Annotated in this window: 19 protein-coding genes; 10 read left to right on the forward strand and 9 right to left on the reverse strand. The window is 62.1% G+C overall.

Annotation, left to right across the window (positions count from 1 at the left end):
* Positions 1-7 precede the first annotated feature (7 nt).
* Positions 8-934: a hypothetical protein gene (locus tag FGZ14_RS08440; RefSeq protein WP_139923247.1), complete on the reverse strand. Its 927-nt coding sequence runs from the start codon at positions 932-934 to the stop codon at positions 8-10.
* Between the two features lie 185 nt (positions 935-1,119).
* Positions 1,120-1,548 carry a BLUF domain-containing protein gene (locus tag FGZ14_RS08445; RefSeq protein ID WP_139923249.1) on the reverse strand — a complete coding sequence of 143 codons (429 nt, stop codon included), beginning with the start codon at positions 1,546-1,548 and terminating at the stop codon, positions 1,120-1,122.
* A gap of 151 nt (positions 1,549-1,699) precedes the next feature.
* Between FGZ14_RS08445 and pncA the strand changes: the two genes are divergently transcribed.
* The 3 genes from pncA (at position 1,700) to FGZ14_RS08460 (ending at position 4,137) form a co-directional block, all read left to right on the forward strand.
* Positions 1,700-2,290, forward strand: coding sequence for a bifunctional nicotinamidase/pyrazinamidase (gene pncA / locus FGZ14_RS08450; RefSeq protein ID WP_139923252.1), 591 nt, complete (start codon positions 1,700-1,702; stop codon positions 2,288-2,290).
* A gap of 90 nt (positions 2,291-2,380) precedes the next feature.
* On the forward strand, positions 2,381-3,475 hold the full coding sequence (locus tag FGZ14_RS08455; RefSeq protein ID WP_257883379.1) for a mechanosensitive ion channel family protein: 1,095 nt from the start codon (positions 2,381-2,383) through the stop codon (positions 3,473-3,475).
* Positions 3,476-3,579: 104 nt separating this feature from the next.
* On the forward strand, positions 3,580-4,137 hold the full coding sequence (locus tag FGZ14_RS08460; protein WP_139923254.1) for a GNAT family N-acetyltransferase: 558 nt from the start codon (positions 3,580-3,582) through the stop codon (positions 4,135-4,137).
* Between the two features lie 89 nt (positions 4,138-4,226).
* Here the strand turns inward: FGZ14_RS08460 and FGZ14_RS08465 are convergent, their stop codons facing one another.
* Positions 4,227-4,961 (reverse strand): SDR family oxidoreductase, encoded by a 735-nt coding sequence (locus FGZ14_RS08465; RefSeq protein ID WP_139923256.1) that lies wholly within the window; start codon positions 4,959-4,961, stop codon positions 4,227-4,229.
* A gap of 250 nt (positions 4,962-5,211) precedes the next feature.
* Between FGZ14_RS08465 and FGZ14_RS08470 the strand changes: the two genes are divergently transcribed.
* Both FGZ14_RS08470 and FGZ14_RS08475 read left to right on the forward strand, forming a co-directional pair.
* Positions 5,212-5,808, forward strand: coding sequence for a hypothetical protein (locus FGZ14_RS08470; protein WP_139923258.1), 597 nt, complete (start codon positions 5,212-5,214; stop codon positions 5,806-5,808).
* 415 nt (positions 5,809-6,223) lie between these two features.
* The gene (locus FGZ14_RS08475; RefSeq protein WP_139923260.1) at positions 6,224-7,741 is read left to right on the forward strand and encodes a malate:quinone oxidoreductase; all 1,518 of its coding nucleotides are present in this window, start codon (positions 6,224-6,226) and stop codon (positions 7,739-7,741) included.
* Positions 7,742-7,918: 177 nt separating this feature from the next.
* On the opposite strand, the gene FGZ14_RS08480 is transcribed toward FGZ14_RS08475, so the two are convergent.
* Together FGZ14_RS08480 and ctlX are read right to left on the reverse strand one after the other, a co-directional pair.
* Positions 7,919-9,022: a spore photoproduct lyase family protein gene (locus tag FGZ14_RS08480; protein WP_139923262.1), complete on the reverse strand. Its 1,104-nt coding sequence runs from the start codon at positions 9,020-9,022 to the stop codon at positions 7,919-7,921.
* Positions 9,023-9,134: 112 nt separating this feature from the next.
* The gene (gene ctlX / locus FGZ14_RS08485; protein ID WP_139923264.1) at positions 9,135-10,058 is read right to left on the reverse strand and encodes a citrulline utilization hydrolase CtlX; all 924 of its coding nucleotides are present in this window, start codon (positions 10,056-10,058) and stop codon (positions 9,135-9,137) included.
* 622 nt (positions 10,059-10,680) lie between these two features.
* Between ctlX and FGZ14_RS08490 the strand changes: the two genes are divergently transcribed.
* From FGZ14_RS08490 to FGZ14_RS08500, 3 genes are all read left to right on the forward strand, one after another.
* Positions 10,681-13,434 (forward strand): FG-GAP-like repeat-containing protein, encoded by a 2,754-nt coding sequence (locus FGZ14_RS08490; protein WP_374221706.1) that lies wholly within the window; start codon positions 10,681-10,683, stop codon positions 13,432-13,434.
* Between the two features lie 76 nt (positions 13,435-13,510).
* Entirely contained in the window at positions 13,511-19,048 is a 5,538-nt protein-coding gene (locus tag FGZ14_RS08495) for an FG-GAP-like repeat-containing protein (protein WP_139923268.1), read from the forward strand.
* Between the two features lie 222 nt (positions 19,049-19,270).
* Entirely contained in the window at positions 19,271-19,984 is a 714-nt protein-coding gene (locus tag FGZ14_RS08500; RefSeq protein ID WP_139923270.1) for a hypothetical protein, read from the forward strand.
* 97 nt (positions 19,985-20,081) lie between these two features.
* Here the strand turns inward: FGZ14_RS08500 and FGZ14_RS08505 are convergent, their stop codons facing one another.
* Positions 20,082-21,095: an NAD(P)-dependent alcohol dehydrogenase gene (locus FGZ14_RS08505; RefSeq protein ID WP_139923272.1), complete on the reverse strand. Its 1,014-nt coding sequence runs from the start codon at positions 21,093-21,095 to the stop codon at positions 20,082-20,084.
* A gap of 331 nt (positions 21,096-21,426) precedes the next feature.
* On the opposite strand from FGZ14_RS08505, the gene FGZ14_RS08510 reads away from it, so the two are divergent.
* Together FGZ14_RS08510 and FGZ14_RS08515 are read left to right on the forward strand one after the other, a co-directional pair.
* A complete protein-coding gene (locus FGZ14_RS08510) occupies positions 21,427-21,897 on the forward strand; it encodes an STAS/SEC14 domain-containing protein (RefSeq protein ID WP_139923274.1) in 471 nt (156 codons plus the stop codon).
* A gap of 216 nt (positions 21,898-22,113) precedes the next feature.
* Entirely contained in the window at positions 22,114-23,055 is a 942-nt protein-coding gene (locus tag FGZ14_RS08515) for an NmrA family NAD(P)-binding protein (RefSeq protein ID WP_139923276.1), read from the forward strand.
* 87 nt (positions 23,056-23,142) lie between these two features.
* Here the strand turns inward: FGZ14_RS08515 and FGZ14_RS08520 are convergent, their stop codons facing one another.
* The 3 genes from FGZ14_RS08520 to FGZ14_RS08530 all read right to left on the reverse strand — a co-directional run bounded on the left by FGZ14_RS08520 (position 23,143) and on the right by FGZ14_RS08530 (position 26,076).
* Positions 23,143-23,334 carry a cold-shock protein gene (locus tag FGZ14_RS08520; protein WP_139923278.1) on the reverse strand — a complete coding sequence of 64 codons (192 nt, stop codon included), beginning with the start codon at positions 23,332-23,334 and terminating at the stop codon, positions 23,143-23,145.
* A gap of 278 nt (positions 23,335-23,612) precedes the next feature.
* Positions 23,613-24,662 (reverse strand): DUF5694 domain-containing protein, encoded by a 1,050-nt coding sequence (locus FGZ14_RS08525; RefSeq protein WP_139923280.1) that lies wholly within the window; start codon positions 24,660-24,662, stop codon positions 23,613-23,615.
* A gap of 223 nt (positions 24,663-24,885) precedes the next feature.
* Entirely contained in the window at positions 24,886-26,076 is a 1,191-nt protein-coding gene (locus tag FGZ14_RS08530) for a DUF1624 domain-containing protein (RefSeq protein WP_139923282.1), read from the reverse strand.
* Between the last annotated feature and the right edge of the window lie 164 nt (positions 26,077-26,240).

Here is a 26,240-nt window from a genome sequence, read left to right on the forward strand (position 1 = left end):
GCCTCCCTTACTTCTTGCGGGCCGTGACGGTATGCGTCAGGGACTTAAACTGAGCTAGCGCCGTTTCGAAATCCTGACGGGCCAGGCCCTGCATCACAACGGCCGTACTCCCGATGATGCTTACTTGCTGATACACTAGCACCCGTTGCCCCTGCAACTGAGCAAAGCCTTCGGTTTCGTAGGTTACCAGGTCATTGACTTTGGCCGAGGACATTTTGCGGGCCGCGTAGCCCGCCAGGCCCGCCCGGCGGCTCAGGGCCTGCTGGCTGAGGTCGGCGGCGGTAAGGGAGGGGTTGTAGGGCAGCGTCAGCACCGTCACGGTGGGCTCCGGGCCGTAGTCGGGCTTGCGCTGCCCGCCCAGGGTGTAGAGGTACTGCCCCGCCCGGGTTTCGGCCAGCGCAAACGGCGACTTTTGCTCCTCCAGCAGGAAAACCGCCCCGGCCAGCGAGGCTGGGTCGGGGCCGGTGGTTTTCTGGTAGGTGGCCGTGAGCAGGCTGCGCCGCAGGGCGGTGGCTAGGGCCGTGTCGGCGGCGGGGTAGCGGGCGTCGAGCAGCACGGCAAAGGTAGAGTCGCCGAAGAGCAGCTGCACCGACTCCTGGGTGGGCGTGAGCTGCACCCGGGCCAGGCGGGCGGGGTAGGCGCCGGGCACCTCCCGGAAATCCAGCACCTTGCCCCCACGCGCCGCAAACCGGGCCTGGTTGAAGCCCGCGGCCTGACGGTAGTAGTTCCCCCCTTTCACGTCGTACACCTGCAGCACGGCCTCGCCCCGCCGGAAGCCCGACAGGCCCGGGGTAGCCGTGAAGCCTGCCGGGGGCACCAGCCACACCTGAGTTCCGGCCACTGCCCGGGCGGGGCCCTGCGCCCGGCTACCCAGGGCCAGGGTCAGCAGCAGGGGCAGCAGGCATAGAATACGCGAAGTAGAAGAAAGTGTCATACGCAAACCGGGCCGGCAGCCACGCCAACGGCGGCGCAGCTGCTACCCGTGGCGCGCAAGGTAGCATGAATTCGGCCTGAACCATCCTGCCAGCTTCGCCCCCATGCCCCGGCCGGCCTAGTAATGGGGGCACGAAAAACCGTTCGTAGCCCCGCCCTGCCGCTACCACGGGCGCCGCCTACCCCTTACGGGGCCACCAACCGGCGGGCGCGGCGGGTGTTGGCCTGAAATTCCCGGATCAGCAGCCACAGGGCCGCATCCGTGACGGTATGCAGGCCGGGCAGGTCCCGGCACGCCAGAGTTGAGGACGTCCGCACTTCATCCACCAGGCCAATGGCCCAGCCGGCAAACTGCCGGTGCGTCACGGGGCCATCGGCCAGCACTTGCACGGCCGTATGGCGGCAGTCGGTGCGGATGCGGCCGAAAACGGCAGCTACGGCCGGGGGTGGGCCTTCCAGCACTTGTAAAAAACGGCTCCCGTCAAAAAGCAGGATGCCCGTGATATGGGTTAACTGGTTATGATAGTAGCACTGTTCCAGCAGGCGCCCCAGCTCCGCCTCCGTTAAAGGAGCTACCGCTTCGCTTTGGTATATCAGATGGTGTAACAAGTCCATGGGAAAGGAATAGCAAGAGCACGATTACCTTAGTCCTAAAAAATACGAATAGCATACTACCGGGGCTATTGCACTTCCGTCCCTAATCGAATTCCGGACCTCCTAATTTGGGCCGGCAACCTTCTCTTCCTCCATTTTTCTCATGTTTTGCATGAAAGCTCTGCTGCTGATTGATATTCAGAACGACTTCCTGCCGGGCGGCTCCCTGGCCGTGCCTGGCGGCGACGAAATCATTACCCTGGCCAACGAGCTGCAGCCTACCTACGACCTAGTAGTTGCCACCCAGGACTGGCACCCGGCTCAACACCAGAGCTTTGCCAGCCAGCACCCCGGTCGCCAGCCCTTCGAGCAGATTGACCTGCACGGCCTGCCCCAGACCCTCTGGCCCGACCACTGCGTGCAGGGCACGGCCGGCGCCGAGTTCAGCCCCGCCCTGGACCAGCACCGCATCGAGGCCATTTTCCGCAAGGGCACCAACCCCGAAATCGATTCGTACAGCGGCTTCTTCGACAACGGCCACCGCAAAAGCACCGGTCTGGCCGACTTCCTGCGAGGGCGCGGGGTGCGGCAGGTGCACCTCTGCGGGCTGGCCGCCGACTTCTGCGTGAACTTCTCGGCCCTCGATGCCCTGCAGGAAGGCTTTCAGGTTACCTTTTTGGAGGCGGCTACCCGGGCCATTTCGGCGGAGGGATATGCCCGGGCCCGGCAGGAGTTGCAGCGGCGCGGGGCCCAGATAGGTTAGCCCTACCCCACCGGAGCGGGCTAACCTTTCGGGCGGCTTTGGGGTAGAAAAGCCACCCGGCCCCGGCCCGATACTGCTGAGCCGGCACCTATGTCTGACTTCTTTTCTGATCTGGAACAGCTCCGCCTCATTATGCACGCCGCTGGGGTGGTGGCGGGCAGCCTGGTGGCCGGCTGGCTGCTGAAGTGGCTGGCTTTCTGGCTGCTGGCGGCCTACAACCGGCGCGAGCCCGCTCTGCTGGCCCAGTCGGTGCTGCAACACCTGAGCCAGCCCAGCGCCTGGTTTTTCCCGGTGCTGGTGCTATCCTTCGTGCTACCCCTCACCCGCCTCGAAGACCGTGCCCTGGAGGTGGCCCGCCGTCTGGTGGAAACGGCCCTGCTCACCACTTTTGCCTGGGGCCTGGTCAAGACCGTGGACGTGGTAGAGGACCTGGTGCAGCACCACTACCGCCTCACCGACGACGACAACCTGCGGGTGCGCAAGCTGTTCACCCAGCTGCAGTTCGTGAAGAAGCTGGCCGTCACGCTCATCATTTTCGTGGCTACGGCGCTGGTACTCATGAGCTTCGCCACGGTACGCAAAATCGGGACGGGTTTGCTCACCTCGGCCGGCATTGCCAGCGTGATTGTGGGCTTCGCGGCGCAGCGCTCCATCAGCAACCTGCTGGCTGGCTTCCAGATTGCCTTCACCCAACCCATCCGGCTGGATGATGTGCTGGTGGTGGAGGGCGAGTGGGGCCGGGTAGAGGAAATTACGTTTACCTATGTGGTGTTGCGCATCTGGGACGAGCGCCGCCTGGTGCTTCCACTCAATTACTTCATTGAGAAGCCTTTCCAGAACTGGACCCGCACCACTTCCCAGCTACTGGGCACCGTGTTTCTGTACACCGACTACACCATTCCGGTAGAGGCCGTGCGGATTGAGCTGCAGCGCCTGGTAGAAGAAAACCCGCTCTGGGACGGGCGCGTGTGCGTACTGCAGGTCACCGATTCCAAGGAGCGGACCCTGGAGCTGCGCTGCCTGGTGAGTGCCTCCAACTCCAGCCGGGCCTTCGATTTGCGCTGCGCGGTGCGCGAGCAGCTGGTGCATTTTATACAGGAGCACTACCCCCACAGCCTGCCCAAAAGCCGCACCCTGGTAGAAGCCCCGGATCAGCCATTTACCCCAGCGCCAATAGAGGAATAACCGCTACTAAATTGAACAAAAATCGTATTTTATACCTTATATTTATAGATTATGCAGCCACTTATGGTACTATTTCCAGAAGAAGTAAGCTGCTCTCCTATGGCATGATCCGACTGGAATATTTCACCCCCTCTGACTTCGATCAACTTATTACCTGGATTGACTCGCCCCACCTGCTCATGAACTGGTCGGGCCCCATGTTCAACTACCCCCTCAACCCTGACAAGCTGGACTGGTACCTGCAGGATAGCAACGTGCCCGGCGCCTCGGATGTATTTATCTTCAAGGCCATTGACACAACTACCGAGGCGGTAGTGGGTCATATTTCCCTGGGCAGCATCAGCCAGAAAAACAACGCGGCCCGCGTGAGCCGGGTGTTTATTGATCCGCAGCAGCGGGGCCGGGGCTTTGCCGCCCGCATGCTCACGGAGGTGCTGCGCTTCGGCTTCGAGCAGTTGCACCTGCACCGCATCGACCTGGGCGTGTACAGCTTCAACGAGGCCGCCATCCGGGCCTACACCCGCGCCGGCATGCAGCGCGAGGGCTGCTCCCGCGACGTGCTCAAGTACGAAGGCGAGTACTGGAGCCTGGTGGAAATGAGCATGCTCAAGCCCGAGTGGCAGGCCCTGCACCCGGCCGTGGTTGTGGAGGCCGCCGCCTAGGCCCTACCCCTCTGATAACTGCAAAGCCCCGAACTGCTGACCTGATAGCGGTTCGGGGCTTTGTGCTGGCAGGTGGAGTAGCCGCCGGCTCAGCGGTTGTTGATGAGCTGGAAGCGGGCGTCGATTTGCTCCCGTGAGGCCCGGCGGATTTCCTCGGAGGTGCCGTAGCCCACTTCCTGCTCGCCGGCGGCTAGGCGCTGCATCACGGAGTCGGCAAAATCATTCACGGGCACGCCCCAGGTGTGCAGGCCGGCCCCGCCGAGGTCGGTGTTTACGGCCGAGGGCACCACTTCCAGCACCCGGATGGGGGTAGCCGCCAGTTGGTGCCGCAACGACAGGGTAAAGGAGTGCAGGGCCGCCTTGGTGGCGCTGTATATGGGAGCCTGGGCCATGGGAGCAAACGCCAGCCCCGACGTAACGTTGATAATGGCCGGATTGGTCTGGGTTCGCAGGTGCGGAATCAGCAGCGTAGTCAGGTGAATGGGCGCCTCTACGTTGATAACCAGCTCCTGCCGGCGGGTTTCCCAGTCCTCTTCCTCCGTCAGCTGGAAGCGGCGCTGAATGCCCGCGTTATTCACCAGCACGTTTAGCTGCGGAAACTCCTGCCGGGCCCACTCAGCCAGGGCCACCCGGTCGGCGGCCTGGGCTACGTCGCAGGTCCGGATGTGGAGGCCGGGCAACTGCTGCTGCGCCTCCCGGAGCTTGTCTTCGCGGCGGCCCACGGCTATAACCGTGCTGCCTGCCTGCTGAAACCGCTCGGCCAGGGCCAGCCCTATGCCCGAGCCGCCGCCCGTAATCAATACCGTATTTCCAGCCAGATTCATCTTGTGTAAGGGAATAGAGGTGACAACTCGGGGCCCGCCCCGAAATCCGGAAAACGGGCTGTCGGCTGCATTTTACGGCAAAACCGCGTTGGGGGTCTGGGCGGGGCGCGGGCGGCCCCGCCCAGGGCGGGGTAGCAACCGTCTGTTTGTCAGGGAGTGGCTGGCCCGGAGGCTACCGGCCTTGTATTGTACTGCGGAGGAGCTTTATAACACAAAAAGCAAATTTTCTGCGGGTTTGCCCCGCACTTTTATGTACCTTCCGCCCTTCGATGTCCAGCCCCTCAAGCTGCCCGGTCCTGGGTGCCCGCTCATGAAGCACTGCCTCCTTTTCCTGCTGCCCCTGCTCAGTGTTGCCCCCAGCGGCGTACAGGCAGCTACCGGCGCCCCGGCTCCGCCCGCGGCTGCTAATACCGTGCATCGGAAGGAACTGGCCGCCGACCTGCGCGCGGCCTGGCTGGGCACCCCACTCAAGCAGTTTAAGCGCCTGGTGCCTGAGCGCCGGGCGGCCGCTTCCCAGATCAGCTACTATACCCGCCCCGACGAAGCCCTGACCATAGGTGGCTACGCCGTTACGGGCATCAGCTACGGTTTTTACAAAGGTCTGCTCTGCTGCGTGGAAGTGCGCGTGCTGGGCCCTGCCAACTGCCAGGGCATCTATAGCCTGCTCACCCGCACCTACGGCCCCGGGCAGGTAGCGGCCACCTCGGCCCAGCAGTGGACTAACCCCCAGGTGCGCCTGCTCTACACCGAAATGCCCAAGGGCTACGCTACCGTAATTGTAGCCAGTACCCCACTGGTGGCCCAATATCACGCCGCCCGGCAGGCCGCCAGCAACGAGGCCGCCTAAACCTGGCTCACCAGTAAACCAGGGGTAGCAGCCTGGTTTTTTTGTGCCCTTTGGGGTAGTTACCCGCGAGCGGCGGACTGCTTTCAGTCCCTGATGCTTCTGCTCCGGGCTCTGCGGCGGCCGGCCGCGGCCTCCTAAAGCCCCAACCGCAGCTCGGGCGCAGCATTTGCCGCACAACCCGGGGCTTTGCGGCTTCGTTGAAACAAAGAGTACCGCGGCCCTACCCCTGGCTCAACCGGCAGTCTATTAATCATGTACTTACACGGAACGTGCCCCTACCGGGCCGTGTTATGCGGTATTGTGGTTTTGCGGGCGCCTAGCCGACCGCCTGCAACGGGGTAAGCAGTTTCTTCGGCAACAAAAGCCACCTTTTCCGACTTTCCCCGTACTTCGTAAGTCCTATTCCGAAATACGCATGAGCACTACCGAACCCGCTGACTCCCTATCTGCCGATGTAGTCCTGATTGGGGCGGGCATCATGAGCGCCACTTTGGGCATGATGCTGAAAGAGTTGCAGCCCGATCTGACCATTGCCATCATTGAGCGGCTTGACGTGGCCGCCGCCGAAAGCTCCGATGCCTGGAACAACGCGGGCACCGGCCACTCGGCTTTTTGTGAACTGAACTACACGCCCGAGAAGGCCGATGGCTCCATTGACATAAGCAAGGCCGTTAAAATTGCCGAGCAGTTTGAGGAGTCCAAGCAATTCTGGGCCTTTCTGGCCGAAACCTACGCCGTAAAGGAGCTGACGCGCTTTATCAACCACATCCCGCACCTGAGCTTTGTGTGGGGCGATAAGAACGTGAACTTTCTGCGCAAGCGGCACGCGGCCCTGACCCAGTCGCCCTTGTTTCAGGGCATGGAGTACACGGAGAACCGCGAGGAGATGGAGCGCTGGATGCCTCTGGTGATGCACGGCCGCGACCCGCAGCAGCCCGTGGCCGCCACCCGCATGGACCTGGGCACCGACGTAAATTTCGGCTCCCTGACCCGCGGCATGTTCACGCTGCTGCAGCAAAAGCCGGGCGTGACGTTCTACTTCAACCACAACGTGGAGAAGCTGCGCCAGAAAGATGGGCTGTGGCGCGTGAAGGCCGAAGATATTGCCACCGGCAACTCGCTTAAAATCCGGGCGCCGTTTGTATTCATCGGGGCCGGCGGCGGCTCCCTACCCCTGCTGATCAAGTCAGGCATTCCGGAGGGCTCAGGCTTCGGGGGTTTCCCTGTAAGCGGGCAGTGGCTGAAGTGCGTCAACCCCGACATCATTGCCCAGCACCATGCCAAGGTGTACGGCAAGGCCGCCGTGGGCTCACCGCCTATGTCGGTGCCCCACCTGGATACCCGCGTGATTAACGGCAAGCAGGAGCTGCTGTTTGGGCCCTACGCGGGCTTTAGCACCAAGTTCCTTAAGCAGGGTTCCTACCTCGATTTGCCCCTATCGGTGAAGCTGAGCAACATGCGCCCCATGATTATTGCGGGCCTGAAAAACATTCCGCTCACCAAATACCTCATCAACCAGGTGCGCCAGTCGCCCGACGACCGGCTGGAAGCCCTGCGCGAATACCTGCCCGAGGCTCGGGCCGAAGACTGGCAGCTGGAAATTGCCGGCCAGCGTGTGCAGGTTATCAAGAAGCACGAGAAAGAGGGCGGCATCCTGGAGTTTGGTACCGAAGTAGTAGCCGCCTCCGATGGCTCTATTGCCGCCCTGCTGGGCGCCTCGCCCGGGGCTTCTACGGCCGTCAGCATTATGCTGGGACTGGTGCAGCGTTGCTTCCCCGACCGGGCCCAATCGGCGGAGTGGCAGGCCAAGCTGCGCCAGATGATTCCTTCCTTTGGTCAGTCCCTGGCCGATAATCCGGCCCTGGTGGAGCAGGTCCGCAACCATACCAGCGCCGTGCTCGGCCTCAAGCTGGATGCTACCCCCGTACAGTAGCATTAACCCTACACCCCAACAAAAAGGCCACTTGCTTCAGCAGGTGGCCTTTTTGCTGGGGTGAGAGAAGCGTACCCGCACCTCGTCGTTGAACGGCTGGCCCGGAGCGGTTGCGGTTATAACAAGCTCAGCCAGCCCTCCAGGTCAGGCGCGCTGGCTGTTTCAGCTTGCCCCAGCTTAGGTCCAGTACAGGATGGGTGCGTTCGGGAAGCGCTGCTGCCACTCCTGGTAAAAGAACTCCTTGAGCGTGCGCATATCGGTGGGCTGGTACACGAATTTGGTGCCCCCAAACTTATTGCGCTTTACGGCCCGGGTAGCTTCCTCCAGATCCAGGGACGTGTTAGGGTACCACTGCAGCAGCACCTCCTTGGAGCCGGGCGTAAAGCGGTGGGTAATGCACTCGGCCGTCAGGTCGCAGGGGAAGTCGAGGGTAGCGGCCAGCCTATCGAGCAGGTGGCGGTATTCGTCCTGCCAGCCGGGCAGGGGCATGATGGGGGCCAGTACCACACCCACGGGGTAGCCCCCTCCACCCTGCTCCACGGGCAGGGCCAGCTTCCGCAGGGCCTGCAGGCGGGCCTCCACCGAGGCGGTGCCGCCCTCCAGCTTGCGCACGGCGGCTTCGGCATTGAGGCTGAAGCGGGCCCGGGTACGCCCGTGGTGGGGCAGGCCCAGCAGGGAATCAACGTGGTCATACTTGCTCACAAAGCGCAGGTGCGCTCCTTCGCGCTGCCCATAGTAACGGATGCACTCAGCCAGGGAGCCAGTGAGGTGCTCAATGCCCAGCACATCGGTATAGCAGCTTACCTCAAAGCTGGTGACGCGGCCGGGCTGCTCGTAGGCCTGGGTGTTTGCCAGCAGCTGAGGCAGGTTAGCAAAGGCCTTCACCACGGGCGGCCCCGCGAGGCTGCCGGCCAGGTAGCAGTACTGGCAGTGGGCGGGGCAGCCTTCGGCCAGGTTCATCTGCCAGTCGGCGGAGGGCGGGGTGGGCTGCAGGCGCAGGGCGCTGGGCGGGGCGCACACCACGGCCAGGGTGCTTTTGGCGCGGCGGTACGTGTCGCGGGCATCTTCGCCACGCACGCCCGTCAGGCGGTTGCTTTTCAGCAGCTCCACCTCCAGACCCTGAGCCGTTACGCGCTCCAGCATCTGCTGGCCGAAGGGCTGGTCGAGGGCGTCGGGAGTAAACACCACGCGCTTGGGCAGCCACAGCTTGGCGCTGTGCTGGCGCGGCTCCGGAGTGGGGGTCAGAATATCGAGCGAGGGAAACAGCTGGGTTTGGGTCATAGCTAGTTATAACACCGCCCCACCTCATATAGCTCCCTTGCATTCAATATTTACTAATTGACAATCATATACTTACAAGTATTTTCCCGCCTCAGAAGCACCGCCGTACCACCTACCTTCGCGGCGGCAGAAATACCTCGGCCATCATGCAGCGGGCACTACCGCCGCCAATGGTTTCGATGGTGGGGATGGATAGGGGCAGCAGTTGGGCGTGCCGGCTGAGGGCAGCGCGCTGCTCAGGCCGGAGGGCATCGTAAGCGCTTTGCGACATAGCCAGCAGTTCGGGCCCCTCGGCGGGTTGTAGCGTGAGCATGTTGCCGGCAAACCGTGCCACCTGGGCCAGGGTGATATCCACTATTTCGTGGCCGGTGCGCGTGAGTGAGGCCTCTACCGCCGCGCGCCCGGCCTCGTCCCGGATGCTTTCCAGGCAGATGACAGCGAACCGCGCCCCCAGGCACATCATTACGTTGGTGTGGTAGATTTCCTGGCCGGCGGCATCGTAGGCCCGGAAAGCCACCGGCTCGTATCCCAGCCGGGCCGCTACCTCCCGAAACAGCCGGGCCTCCGTGCGCACCGACAGCCCGGCGTAGGCAATGCGGTGCAGATGGTCGAAGATGATGCTGCCCGTGCCCTCCAGAAACCGGTTGTCGTGCTCCTGCCCCGATACATCTATAACCTCCCGGATGTGAAACTGACGGCCCAGCGCCTCCAGAATATCGGGGCGGCGCTCCAGGCGGCGGTTGGGGGCGCACATGGGGTACAGGAGCACCCGCCCATCGGGGTGAAAAGTTACCCAGTTGTTGGGAAACACCGCGTCGGGCGTGTGGGGCTCAGGCGTATCCTCGAACACCAGCACCCGCACACCAGCAGCGCGCAGGCGGGCTACTACCCCATCAAACTCGGTGAAGGCCCGCGCCTGAATAACTTCCTGATCCAGCCCCGCCAGCGGCTGCTGAAAGTGGTTGGAGTGGGCCGTTTCGGGGTTGAACGTAAAGCGCGTCGGGCGGACAAGGAATACCGTGTGGGCAGCCTGCATAAGATGAGGGAGAAGGTGGGGCTGCAAGTAAACAGCTTGCCAGAGATTCTCGGCTAGATATGTGTGTGCTACCTCCCTACTCTCCTTCCTCTGGTAAGAGACTGCTAGCACCGACCTCAGCATGGTACGCTGGTTTCGCAGAAGAACCAGTGTTTGCTTAATGCGAGAATCTGCTGCCTATAGCTTGCTACCTTCCCATCAGGCCGCAGACTCCATCCGATTTATGTGGCAGGAATTGCACTACTTATTCATTCGCATTAGAACTTGTGTCACTGCTTAAGCAAGAGGCTGATTTATGACACACGCCTTTGTGTCATAAATCAGCCTCTTGCTTAAGCAGTGACACAGCACATCTTGTTCTACTCTGTGCCGGGCTATAGGGGCGCAGTATAGCATGCAGAAGGCGCATTTTGTACCAGAAGCCTGTTTTTCTTTAGCCTGTGCGAGGTAGCATCTGCTGCTTGTGCAGGCTTATTATTTTACCATAATCTTAAGATAATCAAGCTGCTTCGCTGGCCTTCCCTATTACCTTTACAGCTTGTTGAAACGTGTATTTATTTACTGTCCGCATTTGATGTCATTCTACTCTAGCCGGGCGGCGCTACTTAGTGCCGCCTTACTCATGCCTTGGTTCGCCTCCGAGGCGCAGGTACCAGTAATTACCAACCGGTTGCCCGCTGCCAGCAGCCACCGGGCCAGCCCGCAGGGGCCAATACAACTTTCTTTTTCTCAGCCAATGAGCGCCGCCGCAGCCCGGCCCGATGCTATCCGGGTGGTAAGCGGCTGGCGCGGGCAGCTGCCGGGCACGTACACCGGCGCCGGCACCTCAACCATTACCTTCCAGCCTACCCCTGCGCTGCTGCCTGGAGAGCCGGTGCGGGTAGGCGTGCTGCCTACCGCCACCAGCCTGAGCGGCACGCCCGCCGCTCCTGCCAGCTACCTATTTCGGGCGGCGGTAGCGCCCAGCACCGGCGTTTTTCCGGTGCCCCAGGAGGAGACTGTGGCCTGGCAGCCAACCAACCTACAGATTGCGGACATAAACCAGGACGGGTACGCTGACTTTTTAACGGCTAATCGTAAGGAAGCTTCCGTGAGCGTGCGCCTGGGTAACGGGCGCGGCGGCTTCACAACTCGGCCCGATGTTGCCCTGGGGTACATTCCCGAGCAAGTGGTTATAGCGGATGTGAACAAGGATGGCAAACCCGATTTCCTTGTACTACACACGCTGGCCAGCCTTGTGCAAATACGTTTGGGCGATGGGCAGGGCGGCTTTACTGGCACAGGCAGCGTAAATCCCAATAACAGCCCTAACCAGATTGCGCTGGGCGATTTGAACGCCGACGGCAACCTGGATATGGTAATATCCAATACTTATCCGGCGGCCATCAACATCCGAATGGGCGATGGAAAGGGCAACTTCACTGGCACCAGCTACATATCCCTGAACCAGACGCCCTCCAACATTGCCCTGACGGATGTAAACCAAGATGGCAAGCTGGACTTTGTTCTCACGAACACCAACAAAAGCTCTCTGAGTGTGGGACTTGGAACCGGAACCGGGACGTTTAACAACCTAAAGGACCTGACGGTGGGTACCCAACCCCGCGAATTGATTGTAGCAGATGTCAACCGGGATGATCTGCCGGATCTGATATTTGTTGTTGGCAGCTCCAGCACCACCAATGGTCTGCTTAGTATTAGGCTTGGAGATGGCAAGGGGGGATTTACCGGGGGGTTGCCCGATGTTACCGCGGGAATAGCTCCGCGCCAGCTGCTCGTCCGCGACGTGAATGCCGATGGCAACCCGGATCTACTATCAGCCAACATCCTCAGCAGCACGGTGAGTGTGCGCTTGGGTGCGGGCAACGGTCGGTTTACCGGCACGGCGGAGGTAGCAGTAGACCATCACCCTGCCAGCCTGTCCCTGGCTGACGTCGATTCTGACGGCGACCTAGACTTGCTAACCGCCAACGAGGGTATCATCAATGATGATAATAATACGGTCAGTATCCGGCCTGGCAATGGGCGCGGCGAGTTTGCCGGCCCTCTCAACTTGCCCGTAGGCGCTGGCCCGACCCATACAGCTACCGGTGACCTGAACGGTGACGCCCTGCTGGACCTGGTAACCGCCAACGAAACGGCTAACACCGTCAGTATTCACCTGGGAACCGGTTCTGGCACGTTTCGGCCTTTACCCGACCTCACGGTGGCTGCCCAACCTCGCTTTGTTGCTCTGGGCGACATCAACAATGACGGTCGGCTTGATTTATTGACGGCGCATACCAACTCTGTAAACGTAAGCGCGCGGCTGGGTAACGGAGCTGGCGGCTTCGCGTCGGCCACCACAGTGAATATGAGTGGTATTCCCAACGTGCTGGTGCTGACCGACTGCAACCACGATGGCCGCCTGGACTTGTTTGGCTCCAATTATGGCAGTAATAGCGTGGCAGTGCGCCTCGGCAATGGTCAGGGTGGTTTCACGGGCACCACCAACCTGCCTATTGGGGACTCCTACGGCCCTTATGGCCTCGTGGCCGACGATGTCAACCAGGACGGCCACCCCGATCTGCTGGTTATTAACTCGGGTATTGGCATCAACAGCATGGGCGTGTGGCTGGGCAATGGCCAGGGTGGTTTCAGCAAGCTGGCAGAAACACCGGCCGGGGGTAGCCCTAACTGCATGGATTCCGGCGATATCAACAACGACGGACACCTGGATGTAGTCATCGGCAACTTTCAGGAGTACAAAGTAACTGTACTGTTGGGCAACGGCCAGGGCGCGTTTCCGGCTACCACTCCCGTGGCCTCAAGCCGGGTTGTTTCAGATGTGAAACTCGGGGACGTGAACGGCGACGGCAACCTGGACTTGGTAACCAGCATTTACCTGACCCGTCAGTTGCAGGTGCGCTACGGTGACGGCACCGGCCAGTTCAGCCCTACCCCCCAGGTATTGCCCGTGGGCGTGGAGCCTGATGGGTTGGTACTGGCAGACGCGGATGGCGACGGTGATCTGGACATTTTAGCTTCCTGTGAGCAAGCCAACTACGTGGCCGTGCGCTTTAATGGCTCGGTGCAGGCTCCGGTTCTGGCGGCCAAAGCGCCAGCTGTTTCAGCATCCGCAGCCCTACCCCTCAGCTGCTACCCCAACCCCACTGACGACGGGCTGCTCACCGTGGATATGACGGCTTTCGGGCGCACGACGGTGGAACTCAGTGTGTGGACTACCCTGGGCCAGCCGGTATATACCCGGCAGATTACCCGGCCGGAGCCGGCCTACACCATTGCCCTTCCAGTCGCTCTTCCGGCCGGGGTGTACCTGGTGCAGATAAAAGCCGCTGATGGCCGCCGGGCCAGTGGGCGCATCGTTCGCAATTAAGGTCGGGGCCAGCACTATGGCTTTATCGGTTGTCTGAACCAGGCAGCCGAAAACTTCTTTCTTTATCTGTTAGCCCATGCGCTACTTCTATTCCCTGATTGGGCGGCCCCGGGCCTTCGCCCGAGCGTGCACTCTGTGCACGGCCCTGCTATTGCTCTTGATGGGGGCCAGGCCGGCCGCCGCCCAGGCTCCTACCTGGCAAATGGCCCTGAGTGGCAGCGGCAACCAGCCCGCCGCCGGCACATCGGTTGCCCGGGCCACGGCCACCGACGCCCAGGGCAACGTCTTCCTGACCGGCTACTTCACCGGCCAGATTACCTTCGGCACTACTATGCTGACAAGTGCAGGCGGCACAGACATCTTTCTGGCAAAATGGAACACGGCCACCAACACCTGGGCCTGGGCCGTGCGCGGGGGTGGCGTCAGCAACGACCAGAGCCGGGGTGTGGCCGTGAGCGGCACCTCGGTGTTTATTACCGGCACTTACTTCGGGAGCGGCGCCAGCTTTGCCGGCAAAACCCTGAGCAGCGGTGGCACCGACGGCAACATGTTTCTGGCCAAGTACATCGATAACGATACGTCGGCGGGCAACGGGTGGGCCGTCAATAGCGAGAGTTTTGGAGCCGAAGTTGGTAATGGAGTAGCCGCGAGCGGCACGAGTGTGTACGTAACGGGTTTCTACTCCGCCAGCGGCGCTACCGTGGCCGGCACGGTTCTGACGGGCATGGGCCGCATCGATATGTTTCTGGCCAAGTACGTTGACAACGGCACGTCGGCCGGCAACGGCTGGGCGGTAAAGGGCGGGGGGGCCATCACGGATGTAGGCAACTCCGTGGCCGTGAACGGCAACAACGTGTACGTAACGGGCAGCTTTGAGAGCAAGACCGCCCTGTTTGCCGGTGCTACCCTCACTAACCCAGGCAGTGAAAGCGACATTTTCCTGGCCAAGTATACCGACAACGGTAGCAGCGTGGCCGCGGGCTGGGCGGTAAGTGCCGGCGGCACCAGCAACGACAGCGGCAACGGCGTGGCCGTGAGCGGCACCAGCGTGTACATCACGGGTACGTTTGCTACCGGCACCACGGCCACCATCGACGGCCGCCCCATTCCCGGCGAGTTCAACGGCGACGACATGTTTGTGGCGAAATACACCGACCAAGGCAACACGACCACCGGCGTGTGGGCGGCCAGCGGCGGAAGCGGTGGCGACGACCAAGGCCTGGGCATTGCCGTGAACGGCACGGATGTGTACGTGACAGGTTCCTTTCTGGCGTTTTACGCTCGCTTTGCCGGAACTACCCTTCAAAACACTAATACTAACATTTCTAACTCTTACGATGCGTTTGTAGCGAAGTACACCGACCAGGGCGCTACCGTTGGGAATGGCTGGGCTACCAGCGTTAGCGGCACCGAGGTGGATAGTGGGTATGGCCTTGCGGCCACTGGCTCACACGTATTTGTGGCCGCGTCGTCCGGGAACGGGGCCGTCAGCTTTGGCAATGAGTTTTTTGCGCCCGCCAAAGCTGGTGCCTTGGGTCAGCTGGATGCCGGCAGCGGCACCTGGCAGCGGGCCGAAGCGCCCTTGCAGGGCACCACTTCCCGCAACCTGGCTACGGCTACCGATGCCAGCGGCAACGTATTCGTGACGGGCGACTTCTCGGGTAACGTGCAGTTTGGAACTACCCAGCTGTCCAGCGCTGGCAAGACGGATATTTTCCTGGCCAAGTGGGATGCTACCGCCAGCGCCTGGGCCTGGGCCGTCCGGGCGGGCGGCACCGATTCCGACCAGGGGCTGGGTCTGGCCGTGAGTGGCAACAACGTGTACGTGACGGGCTTATACTACAGCGGCAACACGCGCATTGCCGGCCAGAACCTGGAGGCCGCGGGGTTCTCCGACCTGTTTGTGGCCAAGTACACGGATAATGGCAGCAGCGTCAGCAACGGCTGGGTAGTCAGTGGGGGTGGCACGGGCTTCGATGTTGGAAACGATATTGCCGTTTTGGGCTCCAGCGTGTACATCACCGGGCGCTTTGAAAAGCAGCTCAGCATTGCCGGCACCACCCTATCGGCTGCCGCCTACACGGATATAGTGGTAGCCAAATTTATCGATAATGGTAGCAGTGTTAGCAACGGCTGGGCCATCAGCGAAGGTGGCGCGGGGTATGACTACGGCAATGGCATTGCCGTGAGCGGCTCCGCCGTTTATGTAACCGGGTACTTCCAGCTCAACCCACGCATTGCGGGCACGGCCCTCACCGGCATTGGCAACAACGCCGATATGTTTCTGGCCAAATACCTCGATCAGGGCTCTACCGTGAGCAACGGCTGGGCCGTGAGCGGGGGCGGCACGGATTCCGACGAGGGCAACGCCGTGACGGTGCAGGGCAATGCGGTGTACGTGACCGGGTCCTTCACCAGTGGCACCGACGCCCGCATTGCCGGCGCGGAATTGCCGGGGGCAGGTAGCGCCGACATCTTCGTGGCCAAGTACCTTGATCTGGGCGCATCGGCCAGCAATGGCTGGGCCGTGAGTGGGGGCGGCACGGGCGTGGATATCGGCCGCGACCTAGCCATTACGGGCCCTAACGTGTACGTGGCGGGCAGCTTTGCCGGCGGGAGCAGCGCCCGAATTGCGGGCAGCAACTTGTTTGGCAGCGGCACGGCCAGCACCGTTTTCCTGGCTCGCTACACCGACCAGGGTAGCACCGTGAGCGGCAGCCTGGCCGTGAGCGGGGGTGGCGCGGGCGGCGACGTGGCCTTTAGCATTGCCCTGAGCGGCGCTAATATTTATGTGGCGGGCTACACTACACCATCGGCCACCTTCGGCAGTTTTACCCTGACCAACCCGGCGGCAACCAACGTTAATTTTTTGGGCCGCATCCGGGAGTCGGCTCCTACCCTGACCAGCTTTACGCCCACCAGCGGCTACGAGGGCGTTACTCTAACCATTAACGGCGCCAACCTTACCGGCACCAGCCTTATCACATTTGCCGGTTCGGAGAATAACACGGTTAGCAGTGGCTACACCATTAACACGGCCGGCACCCAGATTACGGGCGTTATCGTGCCCGCTGGGGCCCAGACCGGCCCCATCCGCCTGACGGCTCCCGGGGGCACCGTCACGAGTACGGGCAACTTTACCGTGACACCCGCCGTGCCTAACCCGGTGCCCACCATCACGGCCCTAAGCCCGGCCTCCACTCCTGCCGGCAACCCCAGCTTCACGATGACCGTGACCGGCACGGGTTTCGTAGCCCGCTGCGTGGTGAATTTCAACGGCGTACCCCTGCCAACTACCCTCATGTCGGCTACGCAACTCACCGCTACAGTGCCGGCCAGCGCCATTGCTACCGTGGGCAGCTACCCCGTTAGCGTCACCAACCCGTCGCCGGGCGGGGGGACTTCGGCTGCCGTGCCATTCAGCGTCACTGTACCCCAGCCGCCCGTACTGGCTGGTTTCGCGCCGGCCAGCGGCGCGGTGGGCGCTACGCTTACCCTCACGGGTACAAACCTCAGCCGGACCAGTGTCATCACCTTCAGCGGCAGCAATGCCACTACCGTAACCAGCGGCTTTGCAGTGAATACCGCCGGCACCCAGATTACGGGCGTGGTAGTGCCCGCCGGTGCCCAGACAGGGCCGATCAGCGTTACTACCCCCGTTGGCTCGGCCACCAGTCCCGGTGTTTTCACGGTTATCAATACCGCTGCTCCGGTGCTGACCAGCCTGACTCCGGCCCGCGCGGCGGCCGGCGCGGAGGTAACCCTTACAGGTCGTAATCTGAGTAGCATCACGGGCCTGGCAGTAAATGGCGCCGCAGTGCCGTTATCGGCCATTACGGCCAGTACTAATACCAGCTTTACGTTTGTAGTCCCGGCCGGCGCCACGGCCACCGGGTCCCTGGTAGTGTCAACGGCGGCCGGCTCCGCAACCAGCACCGGCTTTACGGCCGAGCTGCGGGCAATCAGTGCCAACCCCACCGTTAATGCCACAGCGGGCGCCCGAACCAGCTCCGTGGTTTCGGTTCTTTACAGTGAGCCAGTAACTGCCCCGGCCGGCAATTTGGCCGTGTATTCGGCCCAGGCTGGCGGCAAAAAGAAGGGCTCTAGTGCTGTAACGGGCAACGCCTTCCAGTTTTCTGCGTCGGCGGGTACGTCAGCCCCTGATTTTCAGCCCGGGGAGGTGATTCGCGTGAGTGTGCCTGGCCCGGTGCGGAGCGCGGGCGGCCTTCAAGCGCCGAAAAAGGTGTTTCAGTTTACTACTGCCGTAGGGGGCACTGGTCAGGGCACTTTCCTGACGGGCCCTACCCTGACAGTAGGCAACGGGCCGGAAGGGGTAGCCCTGGGCGACGTGGACAGCGACGGGGACCTGGACCTGCTCTCAGCCAACGGCAGCAGCAACACGGTGAGCGTACTGCTGAACAACGGCGCGGGTAGCTTCGGCGCCAGTACTACGGTGGCCGTGGGCGCAGCCCCCATTTACGTAGCCCTAGCTGATGTGGACGGTGACAGTGACCTGGACCTGCTGGCCTCCAACTTCAGCGACAATACCGTGAGCATCCGCCTCAACAACGGCACTGGCACATTTGGGGGCGGCCAGAACGTGGCGGTAATCAGTGCCCCCCACCAACTTGCCCTAGGCGACGTGGATGGGGACGGGGACCTGGATTTGCTGGCGGGAGGCGGCGTAGGCAGCACCGTGAGTCTGCGGCTTAATGGCGGCGACGCCAGTGGCTCTAACACCGGCCAGTTTAGCGCCGGCCAGAACATTAGCGTCAGCACGGAGTCGCACGGGGTTGGCCTGGCCGACGTGGATGGTGACGGTGACCTGGACGTGCTGGCGGCCTCTATGGCTGCTGACGTGGTTCTGATAAAGCTGAACGGTGGTGATGCCACCGGCTCCAACACCGGCCTGTTCAGCGGCAGCGGCTTCGTGACGGTGGGCAACGGCCCCGCCAGCATAGCTACCGGCGACTTGGATGGGGACGGAGATGTGGACCTTCTTACGGCCAACTTTACGGACGGCACGGTAAGCGTGCGGCTAAACAACGGCACCGGCAGCTTCACCACCCAATCAACGGTATCCGTTGGCCACGACCCGCATGACGTCGTGCTGGGCGACGTGGATGCCGATGGAGACCTAGACCTGCTGACGACCGGCGCGAATTACAGCACCGGCACCAATACCGTCAGTATTCGTTTGAACGGGGGCAAGGGCACTTTCAGCGGCGGCTCTGCCACTGCCGTAGGCGAAGCCCCACGCAACCTGGCCGTTGGCGACGTAGATAAAGACGGCGACCTTGACGTAGTGACCGGCAACTCCGTGGGCAATACCGTGAGCGTGCGCCTGAACGGGGGCACGCAGGTACTGGCCGCGCAGCCCGGCAGCCCGGCCCCCGGCCTGACACTCTTTCCGAACCCGGCGCACCGAGCCGCTACGCTGACCGGGCTGCAGCCGGGCGAGTTGGTGGTGCTGCTGGATGCGCTAGGACGCCAAGTAACTACGGCTACTGCCACGCCTGCCGGCACGGCTCGTCTGACCTGGCCCGCCGGCCTGGCTACCGGCATTTACGTAGTGCGGGCCGGAACCCAGGCCCTTCGGCTCACGGTAGAATAAGGCACTGCGTCCCGTGGCAACAAACCCGAAAGGCCGGTAGCAACATGCTACCGGCCATCTTAGTTAGATGAAAAGCCCATAACCTCCCGCGCCCCGTTCGCGGGTCACTCAGCAACTCTGCCTTATAGGCTGCTATTTGCGGAGCGCGTGCTTGCTTCTTTTCTCGCAGCGTGTATTTTAGGTAGCACTATGCCTCCTACCCCTACCCCCGCCCCTAGCCTTATGCGACCTTTATGCGTGCTTGTTTTTGCCTTATCGGCTACCCTGGCCCAGGCCCAGAACCCCAACATTGAGCAGGTAGGAGCCGCCGGCCAGGCTAACCTGAACGCCCTGGGCACCGGCGCCGCGGCTCCCGTGTACATGGGCCGCACCGATGGGGTCAGCGGCAACCCCTACGTGGTGGCGCGGTGGCTGCAGGCCCGGCTGGTTACCAGCAACCAGGTGCCGCTGGCGCCCGTGCCCCTGAAGTACGACGTGCTGAATCAGCGGCTGCTCCTGCGCCGGGTGGGCTCCCCGGACTCGCTGCTCCTCGACGACCGGCTGCTGACGGGCTTTGTGCTGGAAGAGCCCGCCACCGCCACGGCTCCGGCCCGGGAGCGGGTGTTTCGCCGTTTCACGGAGGCGCCGGTGCCTACCCAGCGCGCCCAGTACGTGGAGGTACTGCACGAAGGCAAGTATATCTTCCTGAAGCAGCACCGCAAAGTGGTGCAGAAAGCCCCCGTAACCAGCGGCTACGGCGTGGACACCAAAACGGCGGAGCTGCAGGACCAGAACCTGTACTTTGTGCGCCGCCCCAACGGCCAGCTGCTGCCCGTGAAGCTAACCAGCAAGAGCCTGCTGGCCGCCGCCCCGGAGCTGGCGCCCCTGGTGAAGGCCGCCGCCCCCCGAACCGATGAGGAATGGGCCGCCGCCTTTCGGAAGGCTGACCCGCGCTAAGCCCCGCCAACACGCACAAAAGCCTTTCCCGGAAGCGGGAAAGGCTTTTCTTGTAGTCACTACATAGTTTGAGCCGCCGCGTGGCCCACGGAGCAGCTTAGCCCACCTGCACCACGATTTTGCCGAAGTGCGAGCCGCTGCCCATATAGGCCAGCGCTTCCAGGGCCTGTTCGAAGCGGAACGTCTGGCTAATGATGGGCTTGAGGCCGTTGCGGTCAAAGGCCTGCATCAGGTCGGTGAGCATGCGGGTACTGCCCACGTAAATTCCCTGCAGGCGCTGGGTGTTGATGGGCAGCATACCCAGGTTGGGCACCTCGTCGTTGGGGCCGCCTACTGCCCCGATCTGGAAGATGCTGCCACCAGCTTGCAGGGCCCGGATGGAGCGGGCCAGCTGGCCGGCCACTTCCAGCACGTAGGTAACGCCTTCGCCTTGGGTTAGCTCACGGGCTTTTTCGTCCCAGTTGGGGGTTTGCTTGTAGTTGATCAGCAGGTCGGCGCCTAGCTCCCGGGCCTGGGCGAGCTTTTCATCCGAGCTGGAAGTAATGATGGTACGGGCACCCAGCAGCCGGGCAATCTGCAGGCCGAAAACCGAAACGCCTCCGGTACCCTGCAGCAGTACCGTATCGGTGGGCTTTAGCTGGGCCTGCACCACCAGCGCATGCCAGGCCGTAACGCCGGCGCACGGAAATGCGGCGGCTTCCTCAAAGGAAAATGAATCGGGCACCTTGGCTACGGCCTGCTCCGGAAACGACACATATTCTGCCAGTACCCCACCGGTGCTGCCGCCCAGGGAGCGGGCCGTTTTCTCGCCTGAGAAATCCCCGTCGTGCCAGTCGGGAAAGAAGTTCACCGCTACCCGGTCGCCGGCCCGGAACTTCGTGACGCTGCTGCCCACCTCCACTACTACCCCCGCCGCGTCGCTGAAGGGAATGAAGGGCAGCTTCTCGCCGGGGTAGCCAAACCAGCCGTTGGCCAGGGCCCAGTCGCGGTAGTTCAGGGATACGGCCTTCACCTGAATCTTCACCTCATGGTCGCGCACGACGGGCTCGTCGTAGTCGCCCAGCTTGAAATTTTCCAGGCTTTTCGGGCCGTACAGCTTGTATGCTTTCATAGGGAAATGATTGTGCTCAAAACCCTTTAACCAGCCACCCCCGCTATTGTTAGCCCCTGTTACCGGCTGGGCTTTTAACGGGCCCACGTCGGGCTGAGCGCGGGCACGCAGCCGTGGCGGGTGGCGCTAACCTTTTGCCTGGCGCCACCGTTCAGTAAAACACCTGCCTATCCCCAGCCAGCGGCCAGCAACAGTAGCCGAAAACCCTGGTGTTTGTCGGCCGCGAACAAGCTGCCCCGGCGGCCGGCCCGGATTCAGCTGGCCGCGTGATGCCGAGGGCTTTTTGCTTCCCTGGCGCGGCCCGCCGCTCAGGCTCCTGCACTAGTTATCTATGAGTATTACACCAGAGGTATTATCATACGAAAACGAGGCTGGCAGCTTGTATTGCTTACCAGCCGGCTACCTGCATCTGGTCTGGCACCCTGGCTCGCCCCGGTCCCCGCACGCCATGCAGGAAGTTTTTGAGCAGATACTGCGGCAACTGCAGCAAACCGGCTACCCCCGCCTGCTAACCGACCACCGCCAGCTCACGGCCTACGGCGACGATATGGTAGGCTGGCTGCTGGCCGACTGGCTGCCGCGGGTGGTACCCACCCGCCTGCTGCAGCGTGTGGCCCTGATGGGCTCTTCCCGCCTAGCAGTACGCCCTCAGGACGATTATTTATTCCGGGAGGCCGGGGTCCGCTACGGGCTGCAGAGCCGCTGCTTCGCTTCCGCCAGCATGCCGGAGGCCCTAACCTGGCTGCTTTCCGCGCCTTCCTCCGAAAAAGCTGCCGTTCCTGCCAGTCTGACCGGTAGCTAGGTCCGCTCCTGGCTGGTAGGTCCGGCCTGAACCTGGCAGCTTGCGGGAGGCCGGCGCATAACTTTCTGCCGGCCCGGCGGTAGTAGCGCTGGTATTGCTGCTCCGCGTTTCCGGCCTGCCCTTGCCGCCGTGCCGTCCTTACCGGGGCCCCCGCTTACCGCCTGCTTTTTCGCCTGCCGGCCGCTGGCCGGCACTTACTTTAACGTTTTCTTTCTGATGGCCGAACCTGACCTGACGCTCCCCTCCTCTTCCGCCGCTGAGCCGGCTACTGTTGTACTGGCCGGTGCTACCGGTGCCCTGGGCCTGCTGATTGCCCACCATCTTCGGCAGCGCGGGGCTGCGGTGCGGGCCCTGGTGCGCCCGCAGGCCCGGGCTTCGGCCGAGGCGGCTTCGCTGCGCCTGCAGGGGGCTGAGCTGGTAGAAGTTGACTATGGCCAGGCCGACCAGCTCCGCCAGGCCTGCGCGGGAGCCAGCTGCGTGGTATCGGCCTTGTCGGGGCTGCGGGAGGTAATTGTGGAGGCCCAGACGCGCCTGCTGGAGGCCGCCGTAGCGGCAGGAGTGCCCCGCTTCATTCCCTCCGATTTTTCCATTGACTACACCCGCCTCCCCGATGGCTCGAACCGCAACCTCGATTTGCGCCGGGAGTTTCAGCGGCGGCTGGACCAGGCTCCTATTCAGGCCACATCCATTCTGAACGGCATGTTCACCGACCTGCTGACCGGGCAGGCCCCGGTAATTCTGATGGGTCCGCGCCGGGTAGTGTACTGGGGCGACGCCGACCAGCCCCTGGATTTTACCACCATGCGCGACACGGCCGCCTTCACCGCTGCCGCCGCCCTCGACCCTGCCGCCCCCCGCTACCTGCGCGTAGCCGGCGAAGTAGCCAGCATCCGGGGGCTGCAGGCTGCCGCCGAGGCCGCCACGGGCCAGGAGTTTAAGCTGTTCCGGGTGGGTAGCCTGTCGGCTTTCGGGAAAGTCATCAAGCTGACCAAGGCCCTTGTACCCGCCCCCAACGAGGTATTTCCGCCCTGGCAGGGCATGCAGTACCTGCACAACATGTTCAGCGGCTGGCCCAAGCTGGAGCCCCTCGACAACGCCCGCTACCCCGAAATCAGCTGGACCCCGGTGCGGGCGGTGCTGGCCCCGTCACGGGCGTAAGTTTATTTCCCTACCCCCGGTAGCCGCGCAAACAAAGAGAGCATGCCTTGCGACATGCTCTCTTTGTTTTTCCGGAAGAGGAAACGCTTAGGCGCGACGCACCTTAACAGCGTTCAGGCCTTTACGGCCCTGCTCTACCTCAAACTCAACCGTGTCGTTATCACGGATTTCGTCGATGAGGCCGGTTACGTGGACGAAGATGTCCTGGCCGGTGGTGCTGTCGTTGATGAAACCAAAGCCTTTGGTTTCATTGAAGAATTTTACGGTTCCTGTTGACATGATGCTTTAGGAAAGTGATGAAAAAAAGCAACTGGCAACGGAACGCTACTTTGATTCTGCAAGCGAATAGATAGTAGATGAAACGAGGCAATTGGCCTTAAACAGTGTAAACATACGCCTTTTATTTTGACTAGTACTCCGAACCAAATCTGCTGCCTGACCAATACTGCCATATAGCGAAGCCAGGGCCGTTTTCTGGCTTAAGTTCAACGGCATCTTTCTTAAAATAAATACTCAGGCTGGCTTGCTGCCAGCCGAATACACGTATTCGTATCCGGCTACGGCAAATCATGGTAGGTACTGATGCGCACGTTGGGCATGGCCGCGAGCATGCGACGCATAATCATGGTATGGGCTGAGCCCACGGCTACTACTACCCGATGGGCCTTTTGCTCCCGCGCCCGCCGCACAATGTTGTCGCACATGCCTTGGTTGCGCAGCTCCCACTGGGTTTTCATGGCCTGCACGGCAGCCGTGGGGAAGCCCGGCGCCCCGTACAGGGCCTCGTCGCCGTAGAAATTCAAGTCGTCGTTGAGCTTGCCGAAGGCCGGCGCGTTCATTATCCGGTAAGCCTCTTCGCTGGTAGCGGCGGCATCGAGATACGTGAAATAGGCAGTTTTGGCGGCAGTCATTCGGCGAAAAGTAGTGGCCTGCTCCGTCGTGGAATCAGCTTTAAAAGCCTTCTGCAGGGCCAGAAACTGGCCGTATGTCTGGCTGGAGGCCTGGCTAAATTCCTGGCCGTAGCGCTGGCAGTCCATGGAGTATAGCTGATCCTGACCGAGCTCCTGTAGCAGAGGGAAGAAGATGCGGTGGTACTCGGTGAGCGGACGTACCATTTTCAGGACTTTGCGCACGGAATCGGCGGGGCCAAATGCCTGCCGGTAGTAGGCCTGGTCGGCGGCGCTCAGGCGGTCCTTATAGGTTTCTTCCAGCAGATACAGCTGATATTCGGCGTTGGCCCGGTCGTAGTTGTAGGCGTAGTAGCGGGCTAAATCGATGCGCTGCTGGTGTAACTGCGGATTCCGGCGCAACTGGCGGCGCACCGCAGCGGCGGCTTTGGCGCTCAGGGGCGGGGCTTGCATCTCCCGGCGCTGCAGGTAGCGCAGGCTCCGCTGATATGGCCGTGCCTCCCCCTGTGTGGCGGGCAGTTGCCGGGCATCGGCGGGCCCGAGGTACTCGCCAATCACCAGGTCGGGCTGGTAGGCTTTGAGCTTGTCGATGATGGGCCGGTAGCTAGCGTCGGATTCGCCGTTGTAATGCGAAGTACCTACCAGCAACACTTCCAGGGGTGTCTGGGCTGCGGCCAGGGTAGTAGCTGTGCACCACACCAGCCATAGCAGGACTAATCGTTTAAAATTCAGCGCTAAATAACCGTGTAACCGAGGCATAAAAGAGGGTATAAAAGCAGAGCAAACCGCATAAATGTAACAAACCCAAGCCTATCCCTACCCCCTACTGGTGCCTCAAAGCAGGGGTAGGCAGTGGGTAAAAAGCGTAAGTCCTACGCCCCAGGATGCGGCTCTGGCCTCCCGGTGCTAGAGCAACTACATCTTACAGATAAGACAGCCACCAGTAGGTATGGCGTTGCTTAAAGCCCTGGTACCAGCGGCAGGGCCAGTACAGCAGCAGCACCACGGCCACCCACACCCCGTACGTGCGCACCAGACTGGGCTCATACTGCGGCGGCCAGGTAGGCGGGGCGGCCGCCGACAGATTAATGGCCTGCCCAAACGCGAGGTGCGTCCAGAGCCAGGCCCCGGCGCTGATAAGTGCCAGGTGCAGCAGAAAGTAGAAAAACGGTACTTGCCCGTAGGTGCGCAGCCAGTCCATGAGGCGGTTGTGCACGGTCTCCAGGCGGCTCAGCAGCAGCAGCGTGACGCCCAAGGTCAGGCTCAGGAACAGCAAAGAGGGCGGATACTTGCTGACGTTCAGAAACGACAGCACACTGTATTCCCAGCCGCGCGGCTGCGGGCTCCAGGGGCTGGGGTCGCCGTACCAGTTGCCGGCCCGCAGCAGCACAAAAAACACCAGCAGCCCCGCTCCGGCCCACCTCAGCAGCCGGACCCGCTCCACTAAAGGTTGCTTAAACCAGGGCCCAAGCACGTAACCGGCCAGCATCACGCCCAACCAAGGACCGGCGGAGTACGCCACCAGCACCGGGGGTAATGAGCCCAGCGGTAGTACAAAGGGAGTATTGTGCAGCAAGGCCCAGCCAACGTTGGCAGGGGTTACGGGCTGCAGAGAGGGTAGCGCATCGTGGCCGAGCAGAATAGCACCGGCCAGCACGGCCAGCACCGGGCGCGGCAGCCAGAGCAGCCCGGCCAGCAGCACCATGCCCACGCCAATAGCCCAGATAACTTCCAGCAGCACCAGGTTATAGCTCCACAGCAGCAGGAAGGTGATAACCAGCACTTCCATAGCAATCAGCCACAGTCCGCGCGTGAGCAGGAAGCGGCTGGTAGCGGCCCGGCTCCCCCGCTTTTGCTGCTGCAGCCAGATACTCGCGCCCGAAAGGAACACGAACGTAGGGGCGCAGAAGTGGGTAATCCAGCGGGTGAAAAACAGCAGGTCGGTGGTCTGGGTCACATCTTCGGGCCGAAAAGCAGTAGGGCTCCACAGCTCGCGCACATGGTCCAGGGCCATAATGACCATTACCAGCCCGCGCACCACGTCTATGGCCTGCACGCGGGAGGCCTCCCTGGCCGGGGCAGATACTGGGGGCAACTCAAGCGTTTGTTCCATGCGGTAGGAAGGTGGAAAGTAGCGGTGTAGAACGGCGGAGGGAGAGCCCGACCTGCTACGTGAGCTGCTTTAGGCCCTACCCCCTACCGGCAAGTTAACCGTATGATCCACAGATTTTTTCACCTGATACCCGGATAAAAACCTATTGTACCCTGGCCGCGCTG

Source organism: Hymenobacter sp. DG01, from assembly GCF_006352025.1.
Lineage (GTDB): Bacteria > Bacteroidota > Bacteroidia > Cytophagales > Hymenobacteraceae > Hymenobacter.

Excerpts from the sequence above, each read along its gene's own strand:
- FGZ14_RS08440 (WP_139923247.1), bottom strand. The coding sequence starts at position 934 with ATGACACTTTCTTCTACTTCGCGTATTCTATGCCTGCTGCCCCTGCTG.
- FGZ14_RS08445 (WP_139923249.1), bottom strand. The coding sequence starts at position 1,548 with ATGGACTTGTTACACCATCTGATATACCAAAGCGAAGCGGTAGCTCCT.
- pncA (WP_139923252.1), top strand. The coding sequence starts at position 1,700 with ATGAAAGCTCTGCTGCTGATTGATATTCAGAACGACTTCCTGCCGGGC.
- FGZ14_RS08455 (WP_257883379.1), top strand. The coding sequence starts at position 2,381 with ATGTCTGACTTCTTTTCTGATCTGGAACAGCTCCGCCTCATTATGCAC.
- FGZ14_RS08460 (WP_139923254.1), top strand. The coding sequence starts at position 3,580 with ATGATCCGACTGGAATATTTCACCCCCTCTGACTTCGATCAACTTATT.
- FGZ14_RS08465 (WP_139923256.1), bottom strand. The coding sequence starts at position 4,961 with ATGAATCTGGCTGGAAATACGGTATTGATTACGGGCGGCGGCTCGGGC.
- FGZ14_RS08470 (WP_139923258.1), top strand. The coding sequence starts at position 5,212 with ATGTACCTTCCGCCCTTCGATGTCCAGCCCCTCAAGCTGCCCGGTCCT.
- FGZ14_RS08475 (WP_139923260.1), top strand. The coding sequence starts at position 6,224 with ATGAGCACTACCGAACCCGCTGACTCCCTATCTGCCGATGTAGTCCTG.
- FGZ14_RS08480 (WP_139923262.1), bottom strand. The coding sequence starts at position 9,022 with ATGACCCAAACCCAGCTGTTTCCCTCGCTCGATATTCTGACCCCCACT.
- ctlX (WP_139923264.1), bottom strand. The coding sequence starts at position 10,058 with ATGCAGGCTGCCCACACGGTATTCCTTGTCCGCCCGACGCGCTTTACG.
- FGZ14_RS08490 (WP_374221706.1), top strand. The coding sequence starts at position 10,681 with ATGCCTTGGTTCGCCTCCGAGGCGCAGGTACCAGTAATTACCAACCGG.
- FGZ14_RS08495 (WP_139923268.1), top strand. The coding sequence starts at position 13,511 with ATGCGCTACTTCTATTCCCTGATTGGGCGGCCCCGGGCCTTCGCCCGA.
- FGZ14_RS08500 (WP_139923270.1), top strand. The coding sequence starts at position 19,271 with ATGCGACCTTTATGCGTGCTTGTTTTTGCCTTATCGGCTACCCTGGCC.
- FGZ14_RS08505 (WP_139923272.1), bottom strand. The coding sequence starts at position 21,095 with ATGAAAGCATACAAGCTGTACGGCCCGAAAAGCCTGGAAAATTTCAAG.
- FGZ14_RS08510 (WP_139923274.1), top strand. The coding sequence starts at position 21,427 with ATGAGTATTACACCAGAGGTATTATCATACGAAAACGAGGCTGGCAGC.
- FGZ14_RS08515 (WP_139923276.1), top strand. The coding sequence starts at position 22,114 with ATGGCCGAACCTGACCTGACGCTCCCCTCCTCTTCCGCCGCTGAGCCG.
- FGZ14_RS08520 (WP_139923278.1), bottom strand. The coding sequence starts at position 23,334 with ATGTCAACAGGAACCGTAAAATTCTTCAATGAAACCAAAGGCTTTGGT.
- FGZ14_RS08530 (WP_139923282.1), bottom strand. The coding sequence starts at position 26,076 with ATGGAACAAACGCTTGAGTTGCCCCCAGTATCTGCCCCGGCCAGGGAG.